This is a genomic window from Nostoc sp. UHCC 0251 (genome assembly GCF_034932245.1).
Classification (GTDB): Bacteria; Cyanobacteriota; Cyanobacteriia; order Cyanobacteriales; family Nostocaceae; genus Nostoc.
The window spans coordinates 1-25,429 of sequence record NZ_JAYGHD010000299.1; the positions used below are offsets into that span (position 1 = coordinate 1).

22 protein-coding genes are annotated in these 25,429 nt (G+C 43.6%); 9 read left to right on the forward strand and 13 right to left on the reverse strand.

Annotation, left to right across the window (positions count from 1 at the left end):
* The coding region (locus VB740_RS22210) for a hypothetical protein (protein ID WP_323202073.1) at nucleotides 1-218 on the forward strand (218 nt) is incomplete at its 5' end.
* 383 nt (nucleotides 219-601) lie between these two features.
* On the opposite strand, the gene VB740_RS22215 is transcribed toward VB740_RS22210, so the two are convergent.
* Nucleotides 602-1,396, reverse strand: a complete 795-nt coding sequence (locus tag VB740_RS22215) for a peptidylprolyl isomerase (RefSeq protein WP_323202074.1) — start codon at nucleotides 1,394-1,396, stop codon at nucleotides 602-604.
* 514 nt (nucleotides 1,397-1,910) lie between these two features.
* Complete coding sequence (locus VB740_RS22220) at nucleotides 1,911-2,285, reverse strand: cytochrome c (RefSeq protein ID WP_323202075.1); 375 nt, start codon at nucleotides 2,283-2,285, stop codon at nucleotides 1,911-1,913.
* Between the two features lie 210 nt (nucleotides 2,286-2,495).
* On the opposite strand from VB740_RS22220, the gene petG reads away from it, so the two are divergent.
* Entirely contained in the window at nucleotides 2,496-2,609 is a 114-nt protein-coding gene (gene petG / locus VB740_RS22225) for a cytochrome b6-f complex subunit V (protein WP_063721252.1), read from the forward strand.
* 129 nt (nucleotides 2,610-2,738) lie between these two features.
* Here the strand turns inward: petG and rsmD are convergent, their stop codons facing one another.
* Together rsmD and hisH are read right to left on the reverse strand one after the other, a co-directional pair.
* A complete protein-coding gene (gene rsmD, locus VB740_RS22230) occupies nucleotides 2,739-3,284 on the reverse strand; it encodes a 16S rRNA (guanine(966)-N(2))-methyltransferase RsmD (protein WP_323202076.1) in 546 nt (181 codons plus the stop codon).
* Between the two features lie 84 nt (nucleotides 3,285-3,368).
* Nucleotides 3,369-4,004, reverse strand: coding sequence for an imidazole glycerol phosphate synthase subunit HisH (gene hisH / locus VB740_RS22235; RefSeq protein WP_323202077.1), 636 nt, complete (start codon nucleotides 4,002-4,004; stop codon nucleotides 3,369-3,371).
* Between the two features lie 58 nt (nucleotides 4,005-4,062).
* Here hisH and VB740_RS36845 point away from each other — a divergent pair, with 58 nt between their 5' ends.
* From VB740_RS36845 to VB740_RS22255, 5 genes are all read left to right on the forward strand, one after another.
* Nucleotides 4,063-4,257, forward strand: a complete 195-nt coding sequence (locus tag VB740_RS36845) for a hypothetical protein (protein WP_416290397.1) — start codon at nucleotides 4,063-4,065, stop codon at nucleotides 4,255-4,257.
* A 20-nt stretch (nucleotides 4,258-4,277) separates the two neighbouring features.
* Nucleotides 4,278-4,487: a hypothetical protein gene (locus tag VB740_RS36850; RefSeq protein ID WP_416290399.1), complete on the forward strand. Its 210-nt coding sequence runs from the start codon at nucleotides 4,278-4,280 to the stop codon at nucleotides 4,485-4,487.
* A gap of 89 nt (nucleotides 4,488-4,576) precedes the next feature.
* Nucleotides 4,577-5,965 (forward strand): DUF3370 domain-containing protein, encoded by a 1,389-nt coding sequence (locus tag VB740_RS22245; protein ID WP_323202112.1) that lies wholly within the window; start codon nucleotides 4,577-4,579, stop codon nucleotides 5,963-5,965.
* A gap of 178 nt (nucleotides 5,966-6,143) precedes the next feature.
* A complete protein-coding gene (locus VB740_RS22250) occupies nucleotides 6,144-6,614 on the forward strand; it encodes a cupin domain-containing protein (protein WP_323202078.1) in 471 nt (156 codons plus the stop codon).
* Between the two features lie 428 nt (nucleotides 6,615-7,042).
* Nucleotides 7,043-7,480, forward strand: a complete 438-nt coding sequence (locus tag VB740_RS22255) for a response regulator (RefSeq protein WP_323202079.1) — start codon at nucleotides 7,043-7,045, stop codon at nucleotides 7,478-7,480.
* A 152-nt stretch (nucleotides 7,481-7,632) separates the two neighbouring features.
* On the opposite strand, the gene VB740_RS22260 is transcribed toward VB740_RS22255, so the two are convergent.
* Entirely contained in the window at nucleotides 7,633-8,961 is a 1,329-nt protein-coding gene (locus VB740_RS22260; protein WP_323202080.1) for a hypothetical protein, read from the reverse strand.
* A 139-nt stretch (nucleotides 8,962-9,100) separates the two neighbouring features.
* Here VB740_RS22260 and VB740_RS22265 point away from each other — a divergent pair, with 139 nt between their 5' ends.
* Nucleotides 9,101-9,673, forward strand: a complete 573-nt coding sequence (locus VB740_RS22265) for a Uma2 family endonuclease (RefSeq protein ID WP_323202081.1) — start codon at nucleotides 9,101-9,103, stop codon at nucleotides 9,671-9,673.
* A 258-nt stretch (nucleotides 9,674-9,931) separates the two neighbouring features.
* Here the strand turns inward: VB740_RS22265 and VB740_RS22270 are convergent, their stop codons facing one another.
* From VB740_RS22270 to hisD, 7 genes are all read right to left on the reverse strand, one after another.
* Entirely contained in the window at nucleotides 9,932-13,978 is a 4,047-nt protein-coding gene (locus VB740_RS22270; protein WP_323202082.1) for a DNA-directed RNA polymerase subunit beta'', read from the reverse strand.
* Between the two features lie 178 nt (nucleotides 13,979-14,156).
* Complete coding sequence (locus VB740_RS22275) at nucleotides 14,157-16,034, reverse strand: DNA-directed RNA polymerase subunit gamma (RefSeq protein WP_323202083.1); 1,878 nt, start codon at nucleotides 16,032-16,034, stop codon at nucleotides 14,157-14,159.
* A 122-nt stretch (nucleotides 16,035-16,156) separates the two neighbouring features.
* Nucleotides 16,157-19,456: a DNA-directed RNA polymerase subunit beta gene (gene rpoB / locus VB740_RS22280; RefSeq protein ID WP_323202084.1), complete on the reverse strand. Its 3,300-nt coding sequence runs from the start codon at nucleotides 19,454-19,456 to the stop codon at nucleotides 16,157-16,159.
* 745 nt (nucleotides 19,457-20,201) lie between these two features.
* On the reverse strand, nucleotides 20,202-20,987 hold the full coding sequence (locus VB740_RS22285; protein ID WP_323202085.1) for a TatD family hydrolase: 786 nt from the start codon (nucleotides 20,985-20,987) through the stop codon (nucleotides 20,202-20,204).
* Between the two features lie 63 nt (nucleotides 20,988-21,050).
* The gene (locus VB740_RS22290) at nucleotides 21,051-21,203 is read right to left on the reverse strand and encodes a hypothetical protein (RefSeq protein ID WP_323202086.1); all 153 of its coding nucleotides are present in this window, start codon (nucleotides 21,201-21,203) and stop codon (nucleotides 21,051-21,053) included.
* Between the two features lie 95 nt (nucleotides 21,204-21,298).
* Nucleotides 21,299-21,598 (reverse strand): 30S ribosomal protein S20, encoded by a 300-nt coding sequence (gene rpsT, locus VB740_RS22295; RefSeq protein WP_323202087.1) that lies wholly within the window; start codon nucleotides 21,596-21,598, stop codon nucleotides 21,299-21,301.
* 581 nt (nucleotides 21,599-22,179) lie between these two features.
* On the reverse strand, nucleotides 22,180-23,481 hold the full coding sequence (hisD, locus tag VB740_RS22300) for a histidinol dehydrogenase (RefSeq protein WP_323202088.1): 1,302 nt from the start codon (nucleotides 23,479-23,481) through the stop codon (nucleotides 22,180-22,182).
* Nucleotides 23,482-23,975: 494 nt separating this feature from the next.
* On the opposite strand from hisD, the gene VB740_RS22305 reads away from it, so the two are divergent.
* On the forward strand, nucleotides 23,976-24,401 hold the full coding sequence (locus VB740_RS22305; RefSeq protein WP_323202089.1) for a universal stress protein: 426 nt from the start codon (nucleotides 23,976-23,978) through the stop codon (nucleotides 24,399-24,401).
* Nucleotides 24,402-24,814: 413 nt separating this feature from the next.
* Here the strand turns inward: VB740_RS22305 and VB740_RS22310 are convergent, their stop codons facing one another.
* Nucleotides 24,815-25,048 (reverse strand): hypothetical protein, encoded by a 234-nt coding sequence (locus VB740_RS22310; RefSeq protein ID WP_323202090.1) that lies wholly within the window; start codon nucleotides 25,046-25,048, stop codon nucleotides 24,815-24,817.
* Nucleotides 25,049-25,429: the final 381 nt, after the last annotated feature.

Consider the following 25,429-nt stretch of genomic DNA (forward strand, 5'->3'; position numbering starts at 1 on the left):
TTTCTTGTTTTGTGGCCCCAATTAAGTACGGTGTTGAATCCCCTACAAAACATTGGACCTTCTGCCCTCTGCCTCCTGCCTCCTGCCTTCTTCAAAGTTTGCAAGACTTACGCATTCGCATACAACAGTTGTTCGAGCAATTAACGTTTGAGCAGGTAATGTCTATCTCCTCGTATAACTTTATTTTAGAAGCTCTTTTCTATGCAGCTTCATATTAAATTGGTATAACCTCAAGGGGATTGCAGATGCAGACGCTGAAAAAATTATCAGTAAGTATGGCTATAACTACGTTTATCTTAATAAATTAGTTCAGTTACTCGAAAAGCACATTGGAACAGATAATTATGGATGGGATGACGTGGAATCTTAGAATTTTTTTTATACCAACTTTCTATTCTAGTAGTTCTAAGTTTATTTCGTGCCATTCCTGCAATTTAACACACTGCATTTCATAATTGCCTACTCTTACACTACTTCAATTAAATCTTCAATTTGTATGAACAACATCAAAAGCGATCGCTCGTCCAGCCTGAAAAACTAACAGAGCGATCACCACCTTCGGTTTTGAAGCCAAGTATAACAGTCAGATCCCATACTTAGGTTAGAGGTTGATCACCCCCTCTCCCTGTCGTCCCGTCCCCGCCTCTGGTCGTGGTGCAGACATGATTTGCTTTTGCTGTTCTTGTAACCAGGTTTCAAATAGTTCATTTAGTAGTCGCACTTTTATAAATTCATCCAGTTGTGCGGGGATAAATTTTTCCAACCGCAAAATCACGAACCAGTCGGCGATGCGGGTAGGGGGCAATATCTGACCTGGTTGACTGCTAGAGAGCATTTGGACCATTATAGGATGTAGTGCATTCAGTTCAATCGGGCCTACTAAGCCCCCAGTTTGGGCTTCTGGTCCGAGTGAATATTCACGCGCCAAGTCAGCAAAAGAGTTTTCTTTTGCCTGAATGCGGAAGTAAAGTTCTTGGGCAATTCCCACATCTTGGGTTCGTAGTAGGGAATAAATTACTTTGTCTAGTTTTGCTTTGGACTGAAAAAAGTAGGATTCCAGTTTATTACCCCAAGTGGCTTGCTTGAATTTTTCAATTTTAAGCTTACGAGTGATAATAACTTCTAGTTGTTCGGCAGTCAGCCCTTGATGTGCCATCCAAGCCTGAATGTCTTCTTCATTTTTGAACTGTTTTTCAGCGTAAAACTGCTGTTTAGCTTGGGCTACTTCCTCAGGTGTACATTCTATTACTACGTTTGCAGACCGTGAGTTTTGCTCTATTGCCTCATCGATGATTAATTCGCGCTGCAACTGTGGCAGCATTTGGTAACTTGCCAGTAAGGAAATCAGTTCACTAGCTGTGATTGTACGATTACCGATTTGGATCGCTTCAGTCATTAGCTTTAGGGCATCTCAAAATATCTAATTTGTTAAAGAAGCTAAACCTTAGCCCATTCACAGGGAGCTTTTGTCTTAATCTTACCGATTTAGTTACACTAACCTCACTTTCGTAATAATTAAATAGTGGCTTTAACATACTTTAAAATATACAGTTTATATGAGTTTTTATCAAAGATTCTACGTAAAAATGAATAATCATACTTCTCGACACTGCAACTTAAAAGACGAAGTTATCAGACTGAGGTAGGGTGCTTGGAGATAATCCTCTTTTAATAAACGTAAGGTGTTTTTAGTTAACTAGAAATACTCACTCTAACTCTAGATTTATTGTATTCTGAAGGTGCCTCCGGTACATGGACTGGACTTGCTAGTAACAAGCCGTGCTTGCTTTGCACATCTATAAATTCTCGTTGTCTATTATAAAGTTGTCAGAGATGGAAAAAAGCAGCACATCCTATGCTACCTTTTTCCATCAGGGATTTATGTATCCTGCAACCAAAAATTTTAACATTTACAACGACTCTAAATAGTTCAAAAGATCCGCCATTTCTTGGGCACTAGGTTGGAATTTTGGCATTGGCGGCGTTTCCCCACTAATCACCTGGTGAATCAGTCCATATCGAGACTTGTGCTTTGAGACAGCTTGCAAACTGGGGCCTACTCGTCCGTCTGCTTCCAAGCCATGACAACCAGCACAGTTAATTTGAAAGATCGCGTGTCCTTGAACTGGGTTTCCTGTTAAGGATAGAACACTCTTGACGTATGGATCGGAGGCTTGAACCAACTGAACACCAAAAAAGCCCAAAGGGACTGCTAGCAGTATAGCCAGCGTCAATAAAACGATCCGCTGAATCAAAATTTCAGGTTTGCTAATCTGGTTATTCAAAAGGTTTGCTGTGAAAGTCTAGGTGTGCTAAAAAGTTTTCATTTCCTACACATAGCTTAAAAGTTCTTGATTGTGTCTGCAAGCACAGAAGACTATTTTCTTGTGGGCAGTTGCCCTGCAAAAAGGCTGTAGGGCGCAGGATTCATACCAAATTTGGTAAAATCAAAATCAGGCAACGAATATTTCATAATTACAAAGAGGAGATTTACAGTGGTTGAACCCCTGCTATCAGGTATTGTCCTTGGTCTAGTTTTCGTCACCCTTGCTGGGCTGTTTTACGCCGCCTATAAGCAATACAAGCGCCCCAATCAGTTAGGCGGGTAAGCAGTGCTGAGTTTTGTTAGCGCTAGCGGGGCGTTGAGCCAGTGCTGAGTTTTGAGTGGGAAAATGAGGGGGATGAGGGGGACAAAGTAAAATTTTCTCCTCCTGCTCCTTTATCTGCCCCCTCTTTTCTCATTCCACAATTCTGTAGAAAGTAAGTGATGTGTTACCGTAAACTTTCTCACGGCAAATTTCCCAACCGTGAATCTCTGGCGGTATCCAACCTTGTGAGGCGTGTTCAACTGCGATTTCACCCTTAGGATCTAAAAGTTGATAGTGAGCGATCGCTTCTAAAACTGGCTGGTACAATCCACTGGCATAAGGTGGATCAAAGTAAATTCTATCGAATTGCTTGCCTGATAAAGTCTTTAACTGCTGGAAAATATCTCCCCGCAATACCCGAAGTTCTTGCTCGGCATTAGCTACCTGCTGCCAATTTTGTTGGATGGTGGCACAGGCTCGGCTTGATTGTTCAATTCCCACGACTAGGCTGGCTCCTCTACACAAAGCCTCTGCACCCATTGAACCAGTCCCAGCGCACAAATCTAGCCAGTAACAACCTGCAATTTCTCCCTGCCAAATATTAAACACTGCCTCCCTGACCCGCGCACTGGTGGGTCTAGTTTCTTTTCCTGGTAAAGTTTTTAGCTGGCGATTGCCGTAAATTCTCAGACTCATTGGTTATTAGTCATTAGTCATTAGTCATTGGTCATTAGTCATTAATTTTAGACGAAGGACAAAAAACAAATGACAAAAAGAATATTAGGCAGGAATTTTTTCGCGGACTTGAGCAACAAAATTAGACAGTATTTGCAATCCGATATTAGAGGATTTTTCGGGGTGAAATTGAACTGCCATCAGGTTTTCGTGAGCGATCGCAGCTGTGACGGTTTGAGTACCGTGGGTGACAGTTGCTGCACGGATTTGCGGGTCTATTGGGTCAACATAGTAAGAATGGACAAAATATACCCACGGAGCGGACGGTAAATGCTCCCACAAAATACTTTTTGTCTGAGTCATTTCCAGTTGATTCCAACCCATGTGAGGAATAGTGATGTCAGTTTCTGGACGAAACCGCCGCACTTTTCCTTTAATAATTCCTAGTCCTGGTTGGGTGCCTTCTGCACTTGATTCAAAGAGAATTTGCAATCCTAGACAAATTCCTAAGAAAGGTTTACCAGATGCGATCGCTTCTTTAATAGGTTCTTCCAAACCACGCGCTCGCAGGTGTTGCACTGCTGGATCAAATGCTCCCACTCCTGGCAGGACTATTGCATCTGCCTGCTCTAATTCCTTTGGAGAATAAGTAACATTAGGAGTTGCCCCAGCTTTTTCCAAGCCTTTGCAGACTGAATGCAAATTTCCCATCTCGTAGTCTACGACCGCAATTACTGGCATTTACCTGCTCCTTGTAAATTTATTATGGAGGGTTTTTCTATTCTAAATAATATTTGTTATGAAGAAAAGAATTCTATTAACTTCTTTTGACATTTGGCTAAACGATCAACAGTCAAATTCTTCTGATGATTTATTATTTGAAGTTACCAAACTTGAGTTGTTGATACCAGATGACTTAAGTTTTTTACGCCAGTTACCCCTCGATGTTGAACTTGCCAGTAATCAGGTAATGGAAAAAATCAATGCAATCTAACCTGATCTCATCATTCTGTTGTGTCATTGAGCCTTACAAAATTAAGTGTGGAAGCAGGTGCTAGATGGAAAGAAATTGTTTTGCAGACAGAAGTGAATTTAGAGGAATTAGTGGTGAGAGCAGCGGCAATTCAGAGTAGCCACGACTGCGGGAAATTTGTCTGTGTTCGCGTAGCGTCTTGCAGGTCTTTACTATTCAGTGTTGGACTACTGAAGCCAAAACAAACTTAGGATTCTTGCAGATTTCGTATTAATTATTAACAAACTGGCACTTTCATAAAGTTATGAGTGTCTGTATGGTGAAAGAAATATCTAAGTATATGTTGCCATTGTTACTAATTTTTCCAATTGCCCAATCAACTCCTGTCACGCCACCACCAGAAGAAGTCGTGCAACCACAAGAAGTGCGTCCTTTACCAGGTCAGTTGGATACAGTGCCAACCTTTAACAGCAATAGTCCAGAATTGGTGTTAAAAGAAGGAATTTTACTCTCCACCTTCCCACCAGATGGCAAAAAAGTGCCAACAGCGCATCTGAATTTTCCGTTTCGAGGACGATTTGATATTTTTGCCCATCACGTTGCGAAAGCTGAACCACCAGAGAATTTGCGTAGGCGTAGCCCGTCGGAGACATCGCTCTATCTAGGAATAATTTTGCACAACCCTAGTTCTGAACCAGTGAAGGTGAATATTTGGCAGGCGGCGAGTTATTTGAGTCAACCGGATGCACCATTTATTCAATTACCATCTTTAAGTCAAAATCTTTTAGGTAAAGTTTTTGCCGGTCCAGGCGATCGCGTCATGTCTGATGTGCTGAGGGGACGGCGACAAGAGATTTTCCCTGCCCAAATTGAGATTCCAGCAGGGCAAAGTCAGATGTTACTAAATTTACCAATTCCGGTGCAGGGATTGACACCACCTCTTAATGGTCGGTCTACGTTTATGCGACTGCAAAGTAATGGCACTGTCTATGCAGCTAGCCTAGCCATGTTTGCGCGTGTAAATCCTGATGGCAGTGAGCGATCGCCTACTTTAGAAGAGTGGCAAAATTTACTCAATAATAGTGATGTGTCTGGGCCACGCGATAAAATCCCCACTCCTTTAGAAGAAACTGGCAAGCCAAGAATTTATGGGCGTGTTGCTGGAGTGGCTGCTGGTTCACGATGGAGAGCCTTATTAGTAGATAATCCTAAAGCCAGGTATCTAACTATTCCCCAGCCTGGTCAAGCATTTTCTTACGCTCTAAGTAGCCTGCATGGCGGCACATTAGGAACTGGTCAAATTCAAAGTGCTACTATGCTGGTGCGCTATCCTGACACCGCATATCGCGCTCATGGCAACTATGGAATTCAATATAATCTCAAGTTGCCGCTATACAACAATACTCAAAGTCCTCAAACTGTGAGTGTATCCATACAAACACCACTCAAGGAGGATCAGTTAGTCAAACCAGGGTTACGCTTTTTTAGTACACCAGCCCGTCAAGTATTCTTCCGAGGGACAGTGCGGCTACGTTACAGAAATGACCAAAATCAACCACAAACTCAATTTGTGCATTTAGTGCAAAAGAGAGGTCAACCAGGGGAACCGTTAGTTTTATTAAATATGAAACCAGGCGATCGCTCTTTAGTAGAAGTTGACTTCCTCTATCCGCCAGATGCTACACCTCCACAAGTTTTAACAGTTTCAACTCAAGCTGAACCTCGGTAATAAGTTATGGGTAGTGGGTAATAGCTTTTCTCCTATTACCTATTACCCATAACTTATTAGTCAGCTGATTCACAAAGCTCTACTCTTTACCAACTTGGCGCGGTTCAAAGGCACATCTATTAAGCACCCAGTTAAGGTAACGTCTTACAATGTTTACTGATATAGGAAGTTAGTAAATATGACAAACAAAAAATCTTTGATTTTGCGTGCTAAAGAAATTGCCGACAGTATGCAGACCTTCTCTCACCCTTGGAATCCAAACTCGGAAATATCGGGGACATACATGGGACGCACGGTTGGGCTAAAGCGTACTGGGGTCAACTTTGCTGTTATTCCTGCGGGGAAAGAATCTTTTGTTTACCATTCCCACCACTGCGAGGAAGAATGGATTTATATTCTATCGGGGCAAGCGATCGCAGAAATCGACGGGGAAGAATTTGAGGTTTTCCCAGGGGACTTTATGGCATTCCCAACTCCTTCAGTAGCCCACCATCTCAGGAATATAGGGGACGAAAATTTAGTTTACTTAATGGGAGGAGAAAATCTTGATGTGGAAATCGCTGATTTCCCACATCTGGGAAAACGCATGGTTCGATGCGGCGATTCTGTGGAGATATTTGAGCAAAAGGACGCTAAAGCATTTGGTTAAACAGTTAAGTCTCAAACTGCTTGAACTTGAGGCAAAAGAGCAGTTCTTGCTCTTACCTACGGCCACATCATACTCAAATAGGAGTCCTATAGCCGACATAGTATTTATTTGCTGATTCAGGTATGAAAATGATTTTGCGTGATTTCAAAACTTTTGTAGAGATGTTGCATTGCAACGTCTCTACACCCAGATTCATACATATAATCAACAATTCCTATTAAACAGACAGTGTTTAAAAACCTGTGGTCATAGATAACTTGTTCGGGGCGATCGCTTAACTAACAGAGCAGTCAATATTGATCTATGAATTAACTTCTTCATGTTGATAAAACTTTTCACCCCAAGTTTGTGTATTTAGGGTGAATACTTATTCCGCTCTATGGGTTGCAATAGACATAGCAGACTATAGCAGGCAATAAAGGGACAGCATGGCAACAGATCAAAAAATCACCCAAGAAACTGAGTTAAATTCGCTCCAGCATCTGATTGGAACCTTAATTTTACTGGTAGAGGATGAGCCAGATATTGCAGAATTACTCACCTTCATTTTGGAAGCAGATGGTGCAGAGGTGATCGCTTTAACCGATGCAGAAGCAGCCCTTGCCTTGGTAGAATCGCTTCATCCCGATATTCTGCTGTGCAATGTGAAGTTGCCCGATCATGATGGAAATTGGTTAATTAAACAAATTCGAGTGCATTCTTGCCTATCCTTAAGACAGTTACCTGCGATCGCTATTACTTCTTATACACGAGAAGTCTCAAGTCATAAGGCTTTGAATGCTGGCTTTAATCGATTTCTAGTCAAGCTTGAGAGTCCAGATGAAATCGTAGATGAGATTGTTCACCTGCTATCTACCGATGTTTAAATCTAACTATCTGGGTTTCATCTCGTTTTGGACACTGATTTTACTCAATAGGCACTTGGAGCGTACAGTAGCTGTACGCTCCAACAAACGACTCTAGCTTGGAAATCAAACCCTTAGTGGGTAGAGTGAAATGTTGGATATATTTGTTAACCTTATTGAAAACCTTTTGCTGACTTTTTTTGTCCCTTACCCTTGGGCTTAGATTTGTTAACTTCTCCTAAAGCTTCTTGAAATAAGTTGTGTAGATGTATGGGGACGCTAGCAATTTCTGGTAACTCTGGCTCAATAGATTTGTTGAATTCTTCCAAAAGTGTATTCAAGTCACTTTCAAGACGAAACTCTGGACGTTGCAGTACTGTTTGCAACACATTTTCTAATTTACTTGGATACTGTTGCGCTAATCGATACCAAATAAAAGCATTAATACTTTTATCTTCAAGGTAGTAACGAACTAGTTTTTCAGCCCCTTGAACACTTTGCCAGTCCTCTGCCGATAAAATTGCTTGTACCTTACTATATGTTGGTAAAAACATTTGTCCCCAACGAGGATGAGAAAGAGCCGTTACCTGTTCTGCTTTCTTGAGTTCGGCAGGCAAATCAACTTTTGGCATAACCATTTTGCTATTACTGCTTTTGCTGTTAAACATCTGAGAAACTGCATTCGAGTCAGCACCAAATTCTTGTGCTGCTGCTTTGATTTCCTCATCTGTGATACCAGCCACTTCTGCCACTTCCGTCAAGGATTTAGAAGTATCAATTCCTGCGGCTGCAAAGGTTTTTTCAGTAATTACTTCTTGAAATTCCGCTATTTTTTTATTCAGATGGTATCCAGATAGTGTGATTTCATCAGTACCAAAAAAGTCTACAAACTGCTGATGATATTGTCCTACTGACTGCCAAGCTTCTTCTAGCAAGTCTGGGGCATCGCTGTAAAGATTACTTTTATAGTTCTCTTTGAAATTACCAATTGCTACAGCAAGTTTTGGTTTACCTAATTTACCCATTATTGTATAAGGGCCAGAAAACATCCAGTAGCTATCAGTAACAGGTGAAATGCGAGTTAGTAAGATTTCTCCTACTTTCAACCGAGATATTGCCTGTAATGTTTGAGTATTACTTGGCTTGACGATGTAGTGTTTATCTGTCAACCAGTTCGTCAATTCAAAGCCATCAGTTAGGATGTTGGTAATGGCAAATAAGCCAATAAAAGTATGATGCCAGCTGTTGATCAGGTTGCGATCGCTTTCTTCTAAATCTGGATTGCTTTCGATAAACAACTCTAATGGTGACTTATCACCGACTTTCCCGGCTGTCAGAAAGCTATCGATAGTTAAGTCCTGCTGTGTACTATCCCCACTTCCACGGCGCAACTGTGCTGCTGCATAAGTTTCCAGTGCTTCTGCCAGTTCGCCTTCAGCATCAAGGACAAAATCAACTAAGGCTTGTTTTAATTGGTGCGATCGTTCTAATATGACATCCACAAGTTAATCTCTCGGTGCAACAGATGTAGATTATAGCTCTTGAGAAAATTACAGCATCTAGCTATTGCTAGATTTATGCGGATTTAGCCGTAAAGCTACTTTTAAACTAGATACAAGTTATCACAAAAGGTCATTACAGATGGTTGCAACTCCAAATTCTAGCTATATTTCTCCAGAAGACTATCTCAAAGAAGAAGAAACCAGTCCTATCAAGCATGAATATAGACAGGGACATGTTTATGCAATGGCAGGAGCAAGTAATACGCATGTAATTATTAGCGGCAATCTGTTTGCTATGCTAAGAAATCATTTGCGTGGGAGTGGTTGTCAGGCTTATATCTCAGACACCAAAGCACATATTGAGTCAATTAATATTTATTACTATCCCGATGTTATAGTAAGTTGTGACCAACGAGACAAAGCTTTTAACAACTTTCTGCGTTATCCTTCGTTAATTGTAGAAGTGCTATCTCCGACAACAGAAGCCTTTGACCGAGGTGATAAATTTGCTGACTACCGACAGATGGAGTCACTTCAGGAATATGTACTTGTGAGTCAAACTCGGTTAAATGTTGAGTGTTTTCGCCGCAACTCAGAAAAACAATGGGTACTTTATCCCTATGGGCAAGAAGATATCATTCATTTGGCAAGTGTAGATTTTCGGTGTGCTGTTGCAGATTTATATGAGGATGTTACTTTTGAATCCCCGTAATTGACAGACTACTAGATTGAAAAGTAGAAACCAGAATATTGAGCAATACAGTTCTGATAAGATCAAAACACTTGTAGAGACGGCGATTTATTGCGTCTCGAAAACCCACAATTTTGTACAATTAGCCCTTAACCCAAGCGTATTGGAATATTGAGGATTTAAAAATATGTTTTTAGAGAGCAAAAAAAAGGCAAAAGAAAATCTTCTTTTGCCTTTATTAGTTTTTACCTTTTAACAGAGACGGGAAATTTCAAGTCTCTATTCATCGTCGAAATCGTCGTCGTCTTCCTCTTCTTCCTCGTAATCGTCGTCGTCTGCGACTTCATCGGCGATTAATTCATCTTCGTCATCTAGAACTGACCTTTCTGCACGTCTGCTACCAAAACCAGATTCCCCAAGAGTAGGAGAATCTAAATTATAGGTGCGAGCTGTGCGGTCGTCTAAGACCATATCCAAGGGATCGTCAACCTCATCCAAAACACTACTGCTAATCTCAGCAGCATAATCATCGATCGCACCGGGTTCTTCATAGGTATTGTAGCCAGTACCAGCCGGAATCAATCGCCCGATAATCACGTTTTCCTTCAAGCCGCGCAGCCAATCGGATTTACCTTCGATAGCTGCTTCGGTAAGTACCCGTGTTGTCTCTTGGAAGGATGCGGCGGAGATAAAGCTGTCGGTATTCAACGATGCTTTGGTGATCCCCAACAATACTGGGGTATACTGCGCCCTAGCACCGCCTGTAATTGCCATCGCTTCGTTCACCTGCTCAACTTGGCGCAGTTCCACCAATTCACCAGGAAGCATTGTGGTGTCACCACCATCATCAATCCTGACTTTGTTGGTCATCTGGCGAACAATGACTTCAATGTGCTTATCGGAAATATCAATCCCTTGAGATTGATACACCATTTGCACTTCATTCACCAAGAATGACTGTACCTTCTGCAAAGCATGACTAGCACAAGCATAGATTCCATCTTCGGAACCCAAGCTAAAGAAGATTTCCAAAATTTCGTGGGGATTGGATGGGCCATCAGTTAATGGTTGTCCCGCTAACACAATCGATCCATCTGGCACAATCAAATTTTGTCCTGGGCCTAGAGGATAATCTGTTACCACGCCATTTGACTCTACGACCTTGATAGCGATCGCTTCATCACCACTTTCAGCGTAAACTACCTTAACTTCACCCCCCCGGCGACATAAGATGCACGCTTCTTTGGGTTTACGAGCTTCAAGCAGTTCTTCAATCCGGGGCAAACCTTGAATAATATCTCCGGTTTTGGCGCGTTCAAACACCAACAGCACCAAGTTATCACCCCGTTGTACCAAATCGCCGTCTTCTATCTGCAACACAGCACCAGGGCTGACTCGATAAGGGCGACCGATACGGGTAGTAACAACGTAGTTTTTAGTACTCAGGGCTGATTCCCCACCAGATGCAGCAGCGGCACTTTTGATATCCACTACTTGTCCTGATTCTGGGGCAAAAACTCCAGGAGCAACTTCTGTACCTTCTACTAGCAAGTCACCAACTTTTACCTTTGGCTGAGTACTAGTATTAATGGTCAGCCTGTCAGCGTCACGCAACACTAAGCAGCGACGCACGTTTTCGGTTCCTTTGCGGACGCCTCGCACTTCCCCACCTTCTTTACACAAGATTTGGGTACGTGCGACCACAGCTCCAGGGGCGATGGTAAGACCATCGTGTACCTCAAGTGTGGTTTGGGTGCTACCTTGAGTGGCATCGGCGGTAATGTCTCGACGAATTACTAAGGATTCTAAAATTACCAGTTGTAAACGCTGAACTTCTGGGTCTTCAGTATCCTCTACTAATTCAATATCTGCTGCAAGGGGTGAAGCATTATGGTCTTGTTCCCCTTCTTGTTCAATTTCCAGCACTAGCTGGGTTCGCAGCAGTTCCACGCCTTCAACAGATTTGACGCGTTCTGAATCTTTGTAAGGTAGTCGCTGCACAGCCCGCAACTGGATCGATCGCCCAGTTTGTTGACTCACCGATGTCGTTGATGGCACATCTGGATTATCAGGTACGGCAAACTCAACTACTGGACGACTCAACAGGGCAGGCCCTTCTGGTGTCTCCACATACTGGATATAGCGCAATTCCGTGGCGACATTGCCTTGGAATTCCTCACCTGGTTGGATGAAGGTGTTATCTCGCCCGATAACTGATTCGGGATCATCCACCATCAGCAGTTCTCCAGGCTTAACCACAACTTCCCGCAGGATGTCGTTTTTCTGGGTGACTTCTATCACACCACTGTTTTGGCAGAAGATATCTTTTACTACCTCAGTGCCAGCTTCTACAAACTGACCGTCTTCTACCAACAGCAAGGAGATATCTTTATTAACTTCGTGGCTTTCTTCAGGAATCCATAAAAGGGTACCGCCCTGCACGACTTCATAACCCAGCTTGGCTTTGCCTTTTTTCTGGACTTCTACACCCGCGAATTTCAGGAAACCACCGGTGGTTGTCCGATAGCGGTCATCAATTAACTCAGCTACCACTTGACCATTTTGCACTTTTGTGCCTGGTGTAGCTCGGAGGTTAAAGACTTGGTTGTTGCCAGTGGAGACTAAGTAGTTATTGCGCCCTTGGGAACTTTGGACTGTCACCGTTGCTTGGTCTAGTACCACAGAAGCAGTGATAATTTCAATTTCCCTGGTACTCTTACCTGGGGTAGCTTCTGGCAAGCGCACCACACCACCGTGCAAACTGGCTAACTTGGTTTCTGCTAAAACTCCGTTAGAAGCGATCGCATCACCATTTTTCACCACCAATTCTGCACCAGGGGGCAAGTTATAAACTTCCCCAGACAAAATCCAAATCAAGCCACCGCGTGCGGCTGTGGTTGTGGTATTACCCTGACGGTCAGTTTTTTGTTCTGGAACAACTTCGGCAAATTGCACTTCCCCTGCTAAGTCAGAGGCGACATCTTTAACTGCTTTTTCTGTATTAGTCCGAGTTGTGCGTCCACCAAGGGCAACCTCTGCCAACAACTGACCTTGTTTTACCTTATTTCCATCAAATACATATAGTGTTGAACCTTGGGTAAGATGAACCTCTTGGTTCTCTGGGGTAACATCACCTACTTTTGTTGGCTCCAAAAGCATGATGCCATTAGCCTCAACATAGAGGGCATCTTCTCCGTGGCGGGTACGATATGTTCTAGTCTTCAGTTTGCGGGGAAGCTTGACAGTTCCATCAATTTTGGAACGAACTTGTTGCGCCACTTCTCCAGTAAACACACCACCTGTGTGGAATGTCCGCATGGTTAGCTGAGTACCAGGTTCACCGATACTTTGGGCAGCAATAATCCCCACAGCTTCGCCCAAGTCCACCATTTTGGCGTGGGCCAAACTCCAGCCGTAGCAATGTTGACAGACAGAACGTGCAGCTTCACAAGTTAGGGGCGATCGCAGCATAACTTCTGCTACCCCAGATTTTTCGATTTTCTTCGCCAAGTCCTCAGAAACTGGGGTATTGCGTGGTGCAATTACTTCTTTTGTTACCGGATGCAGCACATCTTCGCCAATTACCCGTCCCATCAAGCGGGTTCCAAGAGGGATCAAGGTTTTGGCACCTTCTGTCATCGGTCGAATGGGAATTCCTCTGGTGGTGCCGCAGTCAAATTCCCGAATAATCACATCCTGGGATACGTCCACCAAACGGCGGGTGAGATAACCAGAGTCAGCCGTCCGCAACGCAGTATCCACCAATCCCTTTCTGGCACCGTAAGACGAAATAATATATTCCGTCACAGTCAGCCCTTCACGGAAGTTGGTTTTGATAGGCAAATCGATAATTTCCCCTTGAGGATCTGCCATCAGTCCCCGCATCCCCACCAATTGCCGGACTTGGGAGATGTTACCCCGTGCCCCGGAGAATGCCATCATGTATACGGAGTTGAGGGGATTAGTCTTCTTGAAGTGAACGACTACTTCATCTTTCAAGGCTTCACTAGTACCGTTCCAGGTATCGATTACCTTTTGGAAGCGTTCTACTTCAGTAATTTCTCCCCGTTGATAACGGGTTTCAGTAGCGCGAATTTCTTCCTCGGCTGCCTCTAAGAGCAATCGCTTAGTTGGTGGTATCATCAAGTCATCTACACTGATGGAAACCCCTGCTTTGGTAGCGTAGCGAAATCCCAAATCTTTCAGTTTGTCCGCCATCACTGCGGTTCGCGCCGTACCATAATGCGTAAAGGCCCAAGAAATTAAATTTCTCAGTTGACCCTTATCAACCACCCGATTGCGAAAAATCATTTTTTCGTTAGTCATTAGTCATTAGTCCTGAGTCATCAATAATTAATAATTCGTAATTCGTAATTCGTAGTTCGTAATTGAAGAATTAATTACGAATTACGTTAGCGCAGCGTAAAGCCTTCTCTACGAGAGGCTGCGCCAACGGCATGGCTTCGCTTAGAGCGAGTCCGCGAGCGTCATTAGAAATTACGAATTAACTTGCTAGTGCTTCCTGAATGGCATTATTGTAAATAACGCGACCAGGAGTTGTGTATATATACTGGGAGAGTACATTGCCTTTAGCGTCTTGTCTGACTCGGCGGAACTTATAGAGTAATGTTCGGCTACCATCCTCGTTTTCCGTCACCTTCACGGGTTCTGTATCCGGTTGGTCTGATTCTATTTCACCGTCAAACCGCACATAGATATAAGCGTGCAAGTCAATTTCCTCTTGCTGGAAAGCCATAATTACATCCTCTAGCGAAGAAAAGTACTTTCCTGCTCCTTTTGTCGCACCGGGATTTTCTGCTGTTAAGTAATAGGCTCCCAGCACCATATCTTGGCTAGGTGTGATGATCGGTCTACCCGTGGCTGGTGACAAAATATTGTTAGAAGCCAACATCAACAACCGTGCCTCAGCCTGACTTTCTAATGACAGAGGGACGTGTACCGCCATTTGGTCGCCGTCAAAGTCGGCGTTAAACGCTGGGCACACCAGAGGATGCAGTTGAATAGCTCTACCTTCTACTAAAATCGGTTCAAAAGACTGAATACCCAAACGGTGCAATGTTGGTGCCCGGTTTAGCATTACAGGGTGTCCTTCAATCACCTCTTCCAGCACATCCCAAACACTGGGATCATTACGCGATATCAGCTTTTTCGCAGCTTTGATGTTATTTACCATACCGCTGCGAATCAGGCGGTTAATTACAAATGGTTGAAATAGCTCAATCGCCATTTCTCTTGGCAAACCGCACTGGTGAATTTTCAGCTTTGGTCCGACCACAATTACCGAACGTCCAGAGTAGTCAACCCGTTTACCTAACAAATTTTGTCGGAAGCGTCCTTGCTTACCCTCAATAATGTCGGACAAAGATTTCAGTGGTCGGTTATTTGCCCCTACCACAGTGCGCCCCCGACGACCATTGTCAATCAAAGCATCCACTGCTTCTTGCAGCATCCGCTTTTCGTTCCGCACAATAATTTCTGGTGCCAAAATTTCCTGCAAGCGTGCTAAACGATTGTTGCGGTTAATTACCCGCCGATACAAATCATTTAAATCGCTCGTGGCAAACCGTCCGCCATCTAGTTGCACCATTGGGCGCAAGTCGGGCGGAATCACGGGAATAACTGCCATTACCATCCACTCTGGTTTGGAACCAGTAGCGATAAAGTTGTCAATCACCCGCAGTCGCTTAATTAGCTTGGCTCTCTTTTGTCCCTTGGCGTTGCCAATTTCTTCGCGTAGGCTTTCGGCTTCTTGTTCTAAATTGATATCGGCAAGCAAACGCAACAGCGCTTCAGCCCCAATACCTACCTCTACGCCTTGCAGCACAGAATCTTCGCTATAAATTTGGTCTTCTATTTCCAACCACTGGTCTTCACTCAGTAGCTGTTTGTAAGTTAAAGTTTCGGCATTACCAGGACTCAGGACAACATAAGAGTTGAAATAGACAATCTGCTCGACATCCCGCAAGGGCATATCCAACAGGATGGAAATATAGCTAGGAATACCCTTGAGATACCAAACGTGAGCTACTGGTGCGGCAAGTTTAATATAGCCCATGCGGTGACGACGCACCCGTGACTCAGTGACTTCTACCCCACAGCGTTCACAGACAATACCTCTATGACGAACTCTTTTATACTTACCACAATGGCATTCCCAATCTTTTGCGGGGCCAAAGATGCGCTCACAAAATAAGCCATCCATTTCTGGCTTGAGAGTTCGGTAATTAATCGTTTCTGGCTTGGTAACTTCACCGACTACTTGACCATTGGGTAATGTTCTCTCGCCCCATTGGCGAATGCGTTCCGGGGAAGCCAAGCCGATTTTTACGTAGTCAAACTGATTAGTTTGGGCAGGTCTCATCTTTCTAATTTCTAATTCGTAATTCGTAATTAACAATTTTTAATTCGTAATTAACAATTTCTAATTCGTAATCCGTAATTAATTCTTCAATTACGAATTACGAATTATCAATTACGAATTATTTACTCGTCTTCTTCCAACGATTCGCGGGAAAGAGATTCATAGGTGGGTCGAGGAGGTGTGCGCCGGGCTGATTGGTCTGCCATCAAATCGACTTCTACATCTAGGGAACTGCCGTCTGTTTGGGTTTCTACCTTGTGTACGGCAATGTCTAACCCCAATGATTGCAGCTCGCGCATTAGCACCTTAAAGGACTCTGGGGTTCCAGGTCGAGGAATTGCCTTACCTTTAACGATCGCATTTAACGCTTCATTCCGTCCTTGCATATCGTCAGATTTAACTGTGAGCAATTCCTGTAAGGTGTAAGCTGCACCAAAGGCTTCCAATGCCCACACTTCCATTTCTCCAAACCTCTGACCACCTTGTTGTGCTTTACCACCCAAGGGTTGCTGAGTCACGAGTGAGTATGGGCCTGTGGAACGGGCGTGGATCTTATCATCCACTAAATGCACCAGCTTCAGCATGTAAGCCACACCGATGGTAATTGCTCGGTCAAAGGGTTCACCGGTACGACCGTCATACACCATGATTTTGCCTGGGTTATCTGGGTTATATACCCAGTCTTTCCCTGTTTCGTCTCGTGCTTCTTGCAATTTGCCATGCACGATTCGGCGAGATGACTCTTCACCGTACATTTCATCAAAGGGAGTAATCTTAAATCGCACTCCCAAGGTCTGACCAGCCCAACCTAAGAGGCACTCAAATACTTGTCCGACGTTCATCCGACTGGGTACACCCAAGGGGTTAAGTACAATGTCCACTGGTGAACCATCGGGCAAATAAGGCATATCTTCCGCCGGTAATATCCGAGAAATAATCCCTTTATTACCGTGGCGTCCTGCCATTTTGTCTCCAACTTGGATTTTGCGTTTTTGAGCGACATACACCCGGACTACCATATTGGCTCCTGGTGGCAGTTCATCGCCTTGTTCACGAGTAAACAAGCGCACATCAACTACGCGGCCTTTTTCACCGTTTGGTACTCGCAGGGAATTGTCTCGCACATCCCGTGCTTTCTCACCAAAGATGGCACGTAAGAGTTTTTCTTCTGGCGGTTGGTCAGATTCACCCTTGGGTGTGACTTTTCCTACCAAGATATCCCCAGCTTCTACCCACGCCCCTATGCGAATGATCCCCTGTTCATCCAACTGACGCAAGGCATCTTCCCCGACATTGGGAATTTCTCTGGTAATTTCTTCTGGCCCCAGTTTGGTTTGTCTAGCTTCAATTTCATATTTTTCAATGTGAATTGAGGTGTAAACATCATCCTGCACCAGTCTTTCAGAGATTAAAATCGCATCTTCGTAGTTGTAGCCTTCCCAAGGCATATAGGCAACGACGATATTTTGTCCTAGCGCCAATTCACCGCCTTCGGTGGAGGAGCCATCAGCCAAGACTTGACCAGCAACAACCCGTTCACCAATGCGGACGAGAGGTTTCTGATTTAAACAGGTGTCTTGGTTGGAACGTTGGTACTTGGAAAGGGTGTACTTAATTTCTGAGGTATTAGGTTTAGGACGGACGCGAATTTCTGTAGCATCCACATAAGTGACATCACCATCAGTACGCGATACAATCACCATCCCCGAGTCTCTTGCTCCTTGCGCTTCCAAACCAGTACCCACCAGAGGGCGTTCTGGCTTAAGCAGGGGGACTGCTTGCCGTTGCATGTTCGATCCCATCAGCGCTCGGTTAGCGTCATCATGCTCCAAGAAGGGAATCATGCTGGTTGCTACCGACACAATCTGTACGGGAGATACTGCTACGTAGTCCACCTGTTCTGGTGTTGTGGTGGAAAATTCTTGACGATAACGGACTGGCACTAGTGGCCCAATAATGTGCCCGGTTTCATCTACAGGAATATCTCCCGGAGCAACCCGTAGATCGTCTTCTTCATCGGCTGTCATGTAGGCTGGAGGCAGATCAAATCTGACTCGCCCATTTTCTACAGGTCTAAATGGTGTTTCGAGGAAGCCGTATAGGTTAACCCGCGCATGGGTTGCTAAGGAGCCAATCAATCCGGCGTTAGGGCCTTCTGGTGTCTCAATGGGGCAAATACGTCCATAGTGACTAGGATGAATATCCCGCACGGCAAAACCAGCGCGTTCGCGGGTTAAACCACCGGGACCAAGAGCACTCAGACGGCGTTTGTGGGTCAGTTCTGCCAGAGGATTGGTTTGATCCATGAACTGACTTAATTGGCTGGAACCAAAGAATTCTTTAATCGCTGCTACCAATGGTTTGGGGTTAACCAAGGAAGCGGGAGTTAGCACTTCAGCATCGGATACAGTCATCCGTTCCCGAATAATTCTCTCTAAGCGGTTTAAACCGACCCGCACTTGGTTTTGCAGCAATTCCCCGACGCTTCTCACCCGACGGTTGCCTAAGTGGTCAATGTCATCTATATTACCGATGTCATATTCTAGATTGATCAGGTAATCTACGGCTGCCAAGATATCGCCAGCAGTCAACACGCGCATTGTGTCGGGAACAGAAAGGCGCAATTTCTTGTTGAGTTTGTACCGTCCAACGCGACCAAGGTCATAACGTTTCGGGTCAAAGAAACGAGAATCTAGGAGTTGTTGTCCACCTAATACTGTGGGTGGTTCACCAGGACGCAGTTTCCGATATAACTCCATCAGAGCTTCTTCTTCAGAGAATTGCCCTTCTTTTTCGATGGTTTTTTGGAAATACTCTGGGTGGCGTAAGGCGTCAAAGATTTCGTTGTCTGATAAACCTAAAGCCTTTAGAAGTACCTGTGCTGACAGTTTGCGGGTTTTGTCGATGCGTACCCACACCAAATCGTTACGGTCTGTTTCAAATTTCAGCCATGCTCCCCGGTTAGGAATTAAGCTAGCTGAATAAGTACGTCGCCCGTTTTTGTCGATTTCTGATTTGTAATAAACGCCTGGCGATCGCACGATTTGGTTGACAATTACCCGCTCGGCTCCGTTAATAATAAACGTGCCGCGATCGGTCATCAAAGGCAAATCCCCAATGAATACCTCTTGCTCTTTGATTTCCCCGGTTTCCTTATTAATCAACCGTGTGGGAACATACATTTGAACGGCATAGGTACTATCCCGCCGTTTGGCTTCTTCGACGCTGTACTTTGGCTCCTTGAGTTTGTAGTTATGACCCAAAAAGTGGAGTTCTAGTTTGCCCGTATAATCTGTAATAGGACTAAAGGAGTTAAGTTCTTCTATTAGCCCTTCTTCCAAAAACCAGCGAAAGCTTGAGCGCTGGATTTCAATCAAGTCGGGCAACAGAAAGGCGGGTTCCATATATGTTTCTTTGGTCATGCCTCTACCTTTGTCAACCTGGTTAAATTTTTACTTAGACACTGCTGTTTAACGCTTCCCACTGCTAGCCAGTGTCCATAGCTGTTTGGGAGCTTCTTCTTATACACCTGTAGATCGCAGGTGTTGGCAAACGCAGCGATTAAAGCTGGAATGAGAAATTTGGACAAGGGGGTAATCGCCCAAAAGCGGGGGATTAGACGCCAAAAACCCACTATAGTCTTGATTTGACAAGAATATACAGTTGAGATATTCCTGAGTTTTATCTATTTTCTTCATTTCTCCTCCAAAAAGCGCGTAATTTGCTGACGCAGCCCTATCTGGTGTGTCTGAAATTGACCACGCTATTTATACTCTCAGTGATATTTTAGATATCCTAAGATTGAGGGAATGATCCGCACCTTGTCGGCTTTGAATCAGAATTACTTCATTTTGCTGGATTGTACTCACAAGGCAATTTCGTTTAACGATTTTGTATAGGTTTAGATACACACCAAGCCGATGTTGTGCAGTCTAGCTCAACCTGGGTTGGCACGCTTAGTCATGTGTGGAGAGCATCCGCTTGTAGAGATTTGGAGGATGGCCAAGCCGATAACAGCACGGAAAATTAGGCTCAGAAATTTTAGGTTCCTTCCTTTATCATTATGGCGCAAGCAAAATGTTTTTGAGGGAACAATATTAGCATATTTTCCCTCTCTAGAGTTTTATTTTTTTTAGCACAACGGAATAAAAGAGATTAAGGCACACTTTATATTGACAGACCAAATAATTCACAGGCATTCTGGGTGGTTTGATGAGCGATCGCTTCTACCGATTCCTGACGTAGTTTGGCTACTTGCTCGGCTACATATTGCACGTAGGCAGGCTCGTTGCGCCTCTCGCCTCGTTTCGGAACTGGGGCGAGAAATGGGCAGTCTGTTTCAATCAGTAGGCGATCGCTATTCACCATCGCAGCTGAGGATTGGATCGCTTTGGCATTTTTGAACGTTACCGTCCCGCTAAAGCTGATATAGAAGCCTAAATCAAGAAACCATTGAGTTTCTTCTGGTGTTCCTCCCCAGCAATGCATGACGCCCCGCACTCTTTCTCCTTTAAGTTCCCGCCATTTCTGCAACACTTCTCTGGTTGCCGCAGCAGCGTCGCGGCAGTGGATAATTACTGGTAAGTTGAGTTCAGCTGCGATTGCTAACTGCGACTCAAACACCATCAGTTGATGCTCATAGTTATCAGCTTTGTAAAAATCCAGCCCCATTTCTCCAATTGCTACCACATGAGAGTCAGAACTCGCTAAAGTTTTGATTTTCTCGGCTGTCTCGTTATTCCATTTATCAGCATCTAAAGGATGTAATCCTACGGCAAAGCTGATTTCGGGAAACTCGTGCACTATGGATTGAATGCTGGAAAATTCCTCTGGGTGAACACAGGAATGTACTAAACGTACTACTCCTGCTTCTTGCCACCGCGATCGCACTGTTGCTAAATCCGGCTGGAAACTATCAAAGTTTAGATGAACATGCGTGTCTATCAGCTGCATTCTTTACCCTTTGTCATTGGTCATAAATTATTAGCCCTGATCACGACTAAGGACAAATGACCGTCAGGTGAATTTTTCTTTTGCGATCGCTAAACTATTCAAGAAGAAAACCACGCCCGCTACTTTAATTCGCTCATGAGACAGCCCTGCGGTGGACGGGTTGAGAGAGATAGAGTAAGGGGTGTGGAAACCCTCAAGACTGCACTGGCTTGCCATTACCTTTCGCGTTTCACACCACTTACAAAAACTTTAGTAAGCTTTGTAACATTGTGTCTCCCTCTATTCAGAAGAGGGCACTGACTCATGAATAACTATTGAGCAACTGCTTGAGTTGGGGGTTTTAGTTTATTAGCCAATCTTGACTTTTTCCTTGCCCCATTATTTGGGTGAAGGACACCCCGCTTGGTCGCTTTATCGATTTTGGCGTAAGCCTCGGATAAGCGAGCCTGTGCTTCCTGTTTTAATTCTGGGGTAGGATTAGCTGTATAGACGGCTACAGCATTAATGTATTTCTTCATCAGCGTCTTGACTGCTGATTTGTAAGCTTTGTTACGCAGTCGGTTACGTTCTGCGATTTCGGCACGCTTGAGAGCAGACTTTGTATTCGCCACAGTCAATTCCAAAAATACTATTAATATGTACACACACTACTAGACTTACTAATATAGCATTCAAATTGCCAATGTTATAACTTCCTAAAAAAATCTCTTATTATCAATTCGGTACTGGAGATTGGCGAAGAATTTAGTCCCTAGTCCAGCGGGCGCATGAAGAGTGCTAACTTAAAAGACCGCCTACAAGGGGCGGTCTTAATACTTAACGTGTATATAAACACAAGTAAGCACTTAGTAAATTTTAACTGTTAGGCGAGGTACTCAGCACTGAGTTTTGTAAAGAAACAAACCATTTCAAATGCCACAAGAAGCTCGGAATATAATTCCTTTGACTTTTGACCGTGCCAATTTTAGATTTTAGAAAATTTGCAGTTCATGCTCCGTAAGAAAGTGGGCGGAACAAATCGTCAATCCAAAATCCAAAATTTAAAATCCAAAATCAGTTGACTTCCGCCATGCGGTACTAGTGTGCGTAGACGCATAGCGGCTTGTCGTCAGACATCGCCATCCAGACTTTTATCTGGAACCTATCAAGTGACTTTCGCCAACAGTATTAATAAAAAATTAACCATTCCAAATTACTCTTCTTGCTGAATTCGGCGTCGGACTGAATCAGCATGGGAAGGTAAGCCTTCTGCTGTTGCTAGCACATCAATAGCACTAGCGACATTTTGCAGCGCGGTTTGGGAGTATTGAATAATACTGGAGTGTTTGAGGAAAGTTTCCACCCCTAATGCCGAAGCATAGCGGGCAGCACCAGAAGTTGGCAAGGTATGGTTCGGCCCTGCCAAATAGTCTCCTACCGCTTCTGGTGTGGAGTAACCCAAAAAGATTGCGCCAGCATGACGAATCTGTGGTAGGAGTGCCCAAGGGTCTTTAACTTCTAATTCCAGGTGTTCGGGGGCAAATTCATTTGAGAGTTCTGCTGCCGCTTGGAGTGATTCCACAAGGACAATCAAGCCGTAGTGAGCGATCGCTTTTTCTGTGTCTATTCGCCGTGGGTGATCTACTAGCTGTCTTTCTAAGGCTACTTGCACGTTTTTCGCTAAAGCAGCATCTGTCGTCAGCAAGATTGCTGCCGCCATTGGATCGTGTTCGGCTTGGGCTAGCAAGTCAGCAGCTACATGCACCGGATTTGCGGTTTCATCGGCAATCACCAAGACTTCACTGGGGCCTGCCAAAGAATCAATGCCGACGGTGCCATATACAAGTTTTTTCGCTAGGGTGACATAAATGTTACCAGGGCCAGTAATTACATTCACTTTTGGAATCGTTTCTGTGCCATAGGCTAAAGCAGCGATCGCTTGTGCGCCCCCAATGCGATAAATTTCTTGGACTCCGGCTTCTTGGGCAGCTACCAAAACTGCTGGGTTAATTGCACCCCCTGGTCCTGGTGGTGTCACCATCACCACATGAGGTACAGCAGCAACATGAGCCGGAATTGCATTCATGATGACTGTACTGGGATAGGCGGCGCGGCCACCAGGTACATACAACCCCGCTCGATCTACGGGAGTGTAACGTTTGCCCAAGACTATTTCATCGTCGCTAAAATGTACCCAGCTTTTTGGGACTCGCTGACGATGAAACGCTTCAATTTGGCGGCAAGCTAGCCGAATCGCGCCCAACAACTCTTTTGACACCTGCTGATAGGCTGCATCTAATTCCGAGCCTGTAACTCGGAGTTCTTCTGCTTTCAGGGTTTGTTTGTCAAATTCGGCTGTGTAATGCAAAACAGCTTTGTCGCCTTGGCGCTTCACTGCTTGCAAAACTTCCCGCACCGTTGCTTCTTTGTGAAGCACCTGTTCGTCATGGGTGCGATCGCAGATCCGTTGTAGTTCGGCTCTGACGTCTGCCTGCTGAGTAATGATTCGCAGCATGGAGTAAGGACAATGCCAAAATTATAATATTCACACCTGAGATTTAGTATTGCTCTTGACCCACTGGGGTGTGCAAGCTGACTCTAATTCTCTTATCTAGCTTAACCTGGATTTTTTTGATACTCATACACCCCTTTAGGGACAGATGAATTATATTGGCAATCACATTGCTTAACCGGGTGATGAGTTAGGCTTACTATTTTATTTGATGTACCTCATTTTAACTCATTTTCTAAATTAACGACACACCAAATTAGGGGCTGGGAACTAGTACCGCAAGGCGGAAGTCAACTGATTTTGGATTTTAAATTTTGGAGATCCCGACCACAAGGGTACGGGGCAATATGATATAAAGCCTATTTTACTTTTGAATTCTGAATTCTGACTCCTGAATTCTGCTGTAACTAGGCAGATAGAAAAATAATTTAGTGTAGCTGCCAACAAGTTTTGCTACATACTTATGTAAGGGGTCTACTTTTTAGGAGACGAGAGCGGTGCTAAACAATATTTTGGTAGCTCTGGACGGTTCGGAAATTGGAGAACGAGTAATTCAGACTTTAGATAATTTGGCATTATCAAAAGATGCCAAGGTTATTCTTTGTCATGTCTTTCTTACACCAGAGTCAGAAATGGAACTACCCGCTGATCGTCCTCAGCCAGAGTCACCAACATTTTCTTATTTTCATGTTGAAAAACAGTTGCAATCGTATCAGGAAAAGTTATCAGTCCCAAGTGAGTTAGAATTGGCAACTGGTGATCCTGCTGAAGAGATTATTCGCCTTGCCAATATTTACAAAACTGACTTAATTATAATTGGCAGTCGGGGATTGATGGGGATGAAGCGAATTGTGCAAGGTTCTGTTAGTAGTCAAGTTGTGGAAGAGGCTAATTGTTCTGTGTTGGTGGTAAAACCGAATTAGAATCAGGTATTAGTGGTCTTTTAATCGGGCTAATTGGATGGACACTATCTTATCCGTCTAATTCATGTATTTTTAAATTTTGGATCTTCAATCCAAAATTTAAAATCTAAAATTCGGTGACAAAACCTAAAAAAATAACAGGGTTTTATCCCTGTATACACTAGCGCTTGTTTTACTATTGCACTACTCAAAGGTGAACAGTATGTTTAATGTAAAAGCGCTGCTGACGGTTGCTGGCGGGCAACCGTCAAAGTTAAGTTTGTTGAAGAAAAGGAAATGGATGTCAATAAACGTATGCTAGAATAGCTTGCGAAACATAAACAGCTAATCGTATCTTTACGTTTACAATTTTCCTTCTCCTAAACTTCAGAGTTTTGCCTATTCTCGGAAATCAAAAACTACCAGGGGTAATACTAATGCTTTAAAGCCCAATCAAGATATTTTGCAATGTCAATGTAGTATTTACCGTATCCATAGTCTTTCTTATCATCGTCTTTCTCGTATTTTTTGCCGTGTTTTTTCTCGTATTTTTTCTCGTATTTTTTCTCCTCTTTTTTCTCGTATTCTTTCTTATATGCATAGTGACCACCAGAGAGGTTGGCTTCTTCACAAGTGGTCAGTTTGCTAAATAGTATGTTGGTCTGCATATTTTTAGTTCTCCTCAGTTGATTGTTGGGATTAGAGTCATCGCAAAAGCAAAAGTAATAGATATACACATAAAGTGTATATTTAGTTGCTTTTTTGATTCTCTAGAAGTATTATACTACTCTTGCTTACAAGGTCAAGCACCTAAGTCGTGAAAAAACATGTATTATACGTCTTCAACACAGACAATACATAGTTTATATCTATACAAATTTAATTAAAAATAAGTTCGGATTTATCAAAAATCGCAGCCATCAATATAAGTACGATAGGTACGTGGATCTATAAGCTTAATTTTGTCAAAAAATAAATGGATAAATTAAGCTGATTAAGTATTAATACTTATAAATTAGCGAAAATTCGCAGAATTTAAAGATATAATC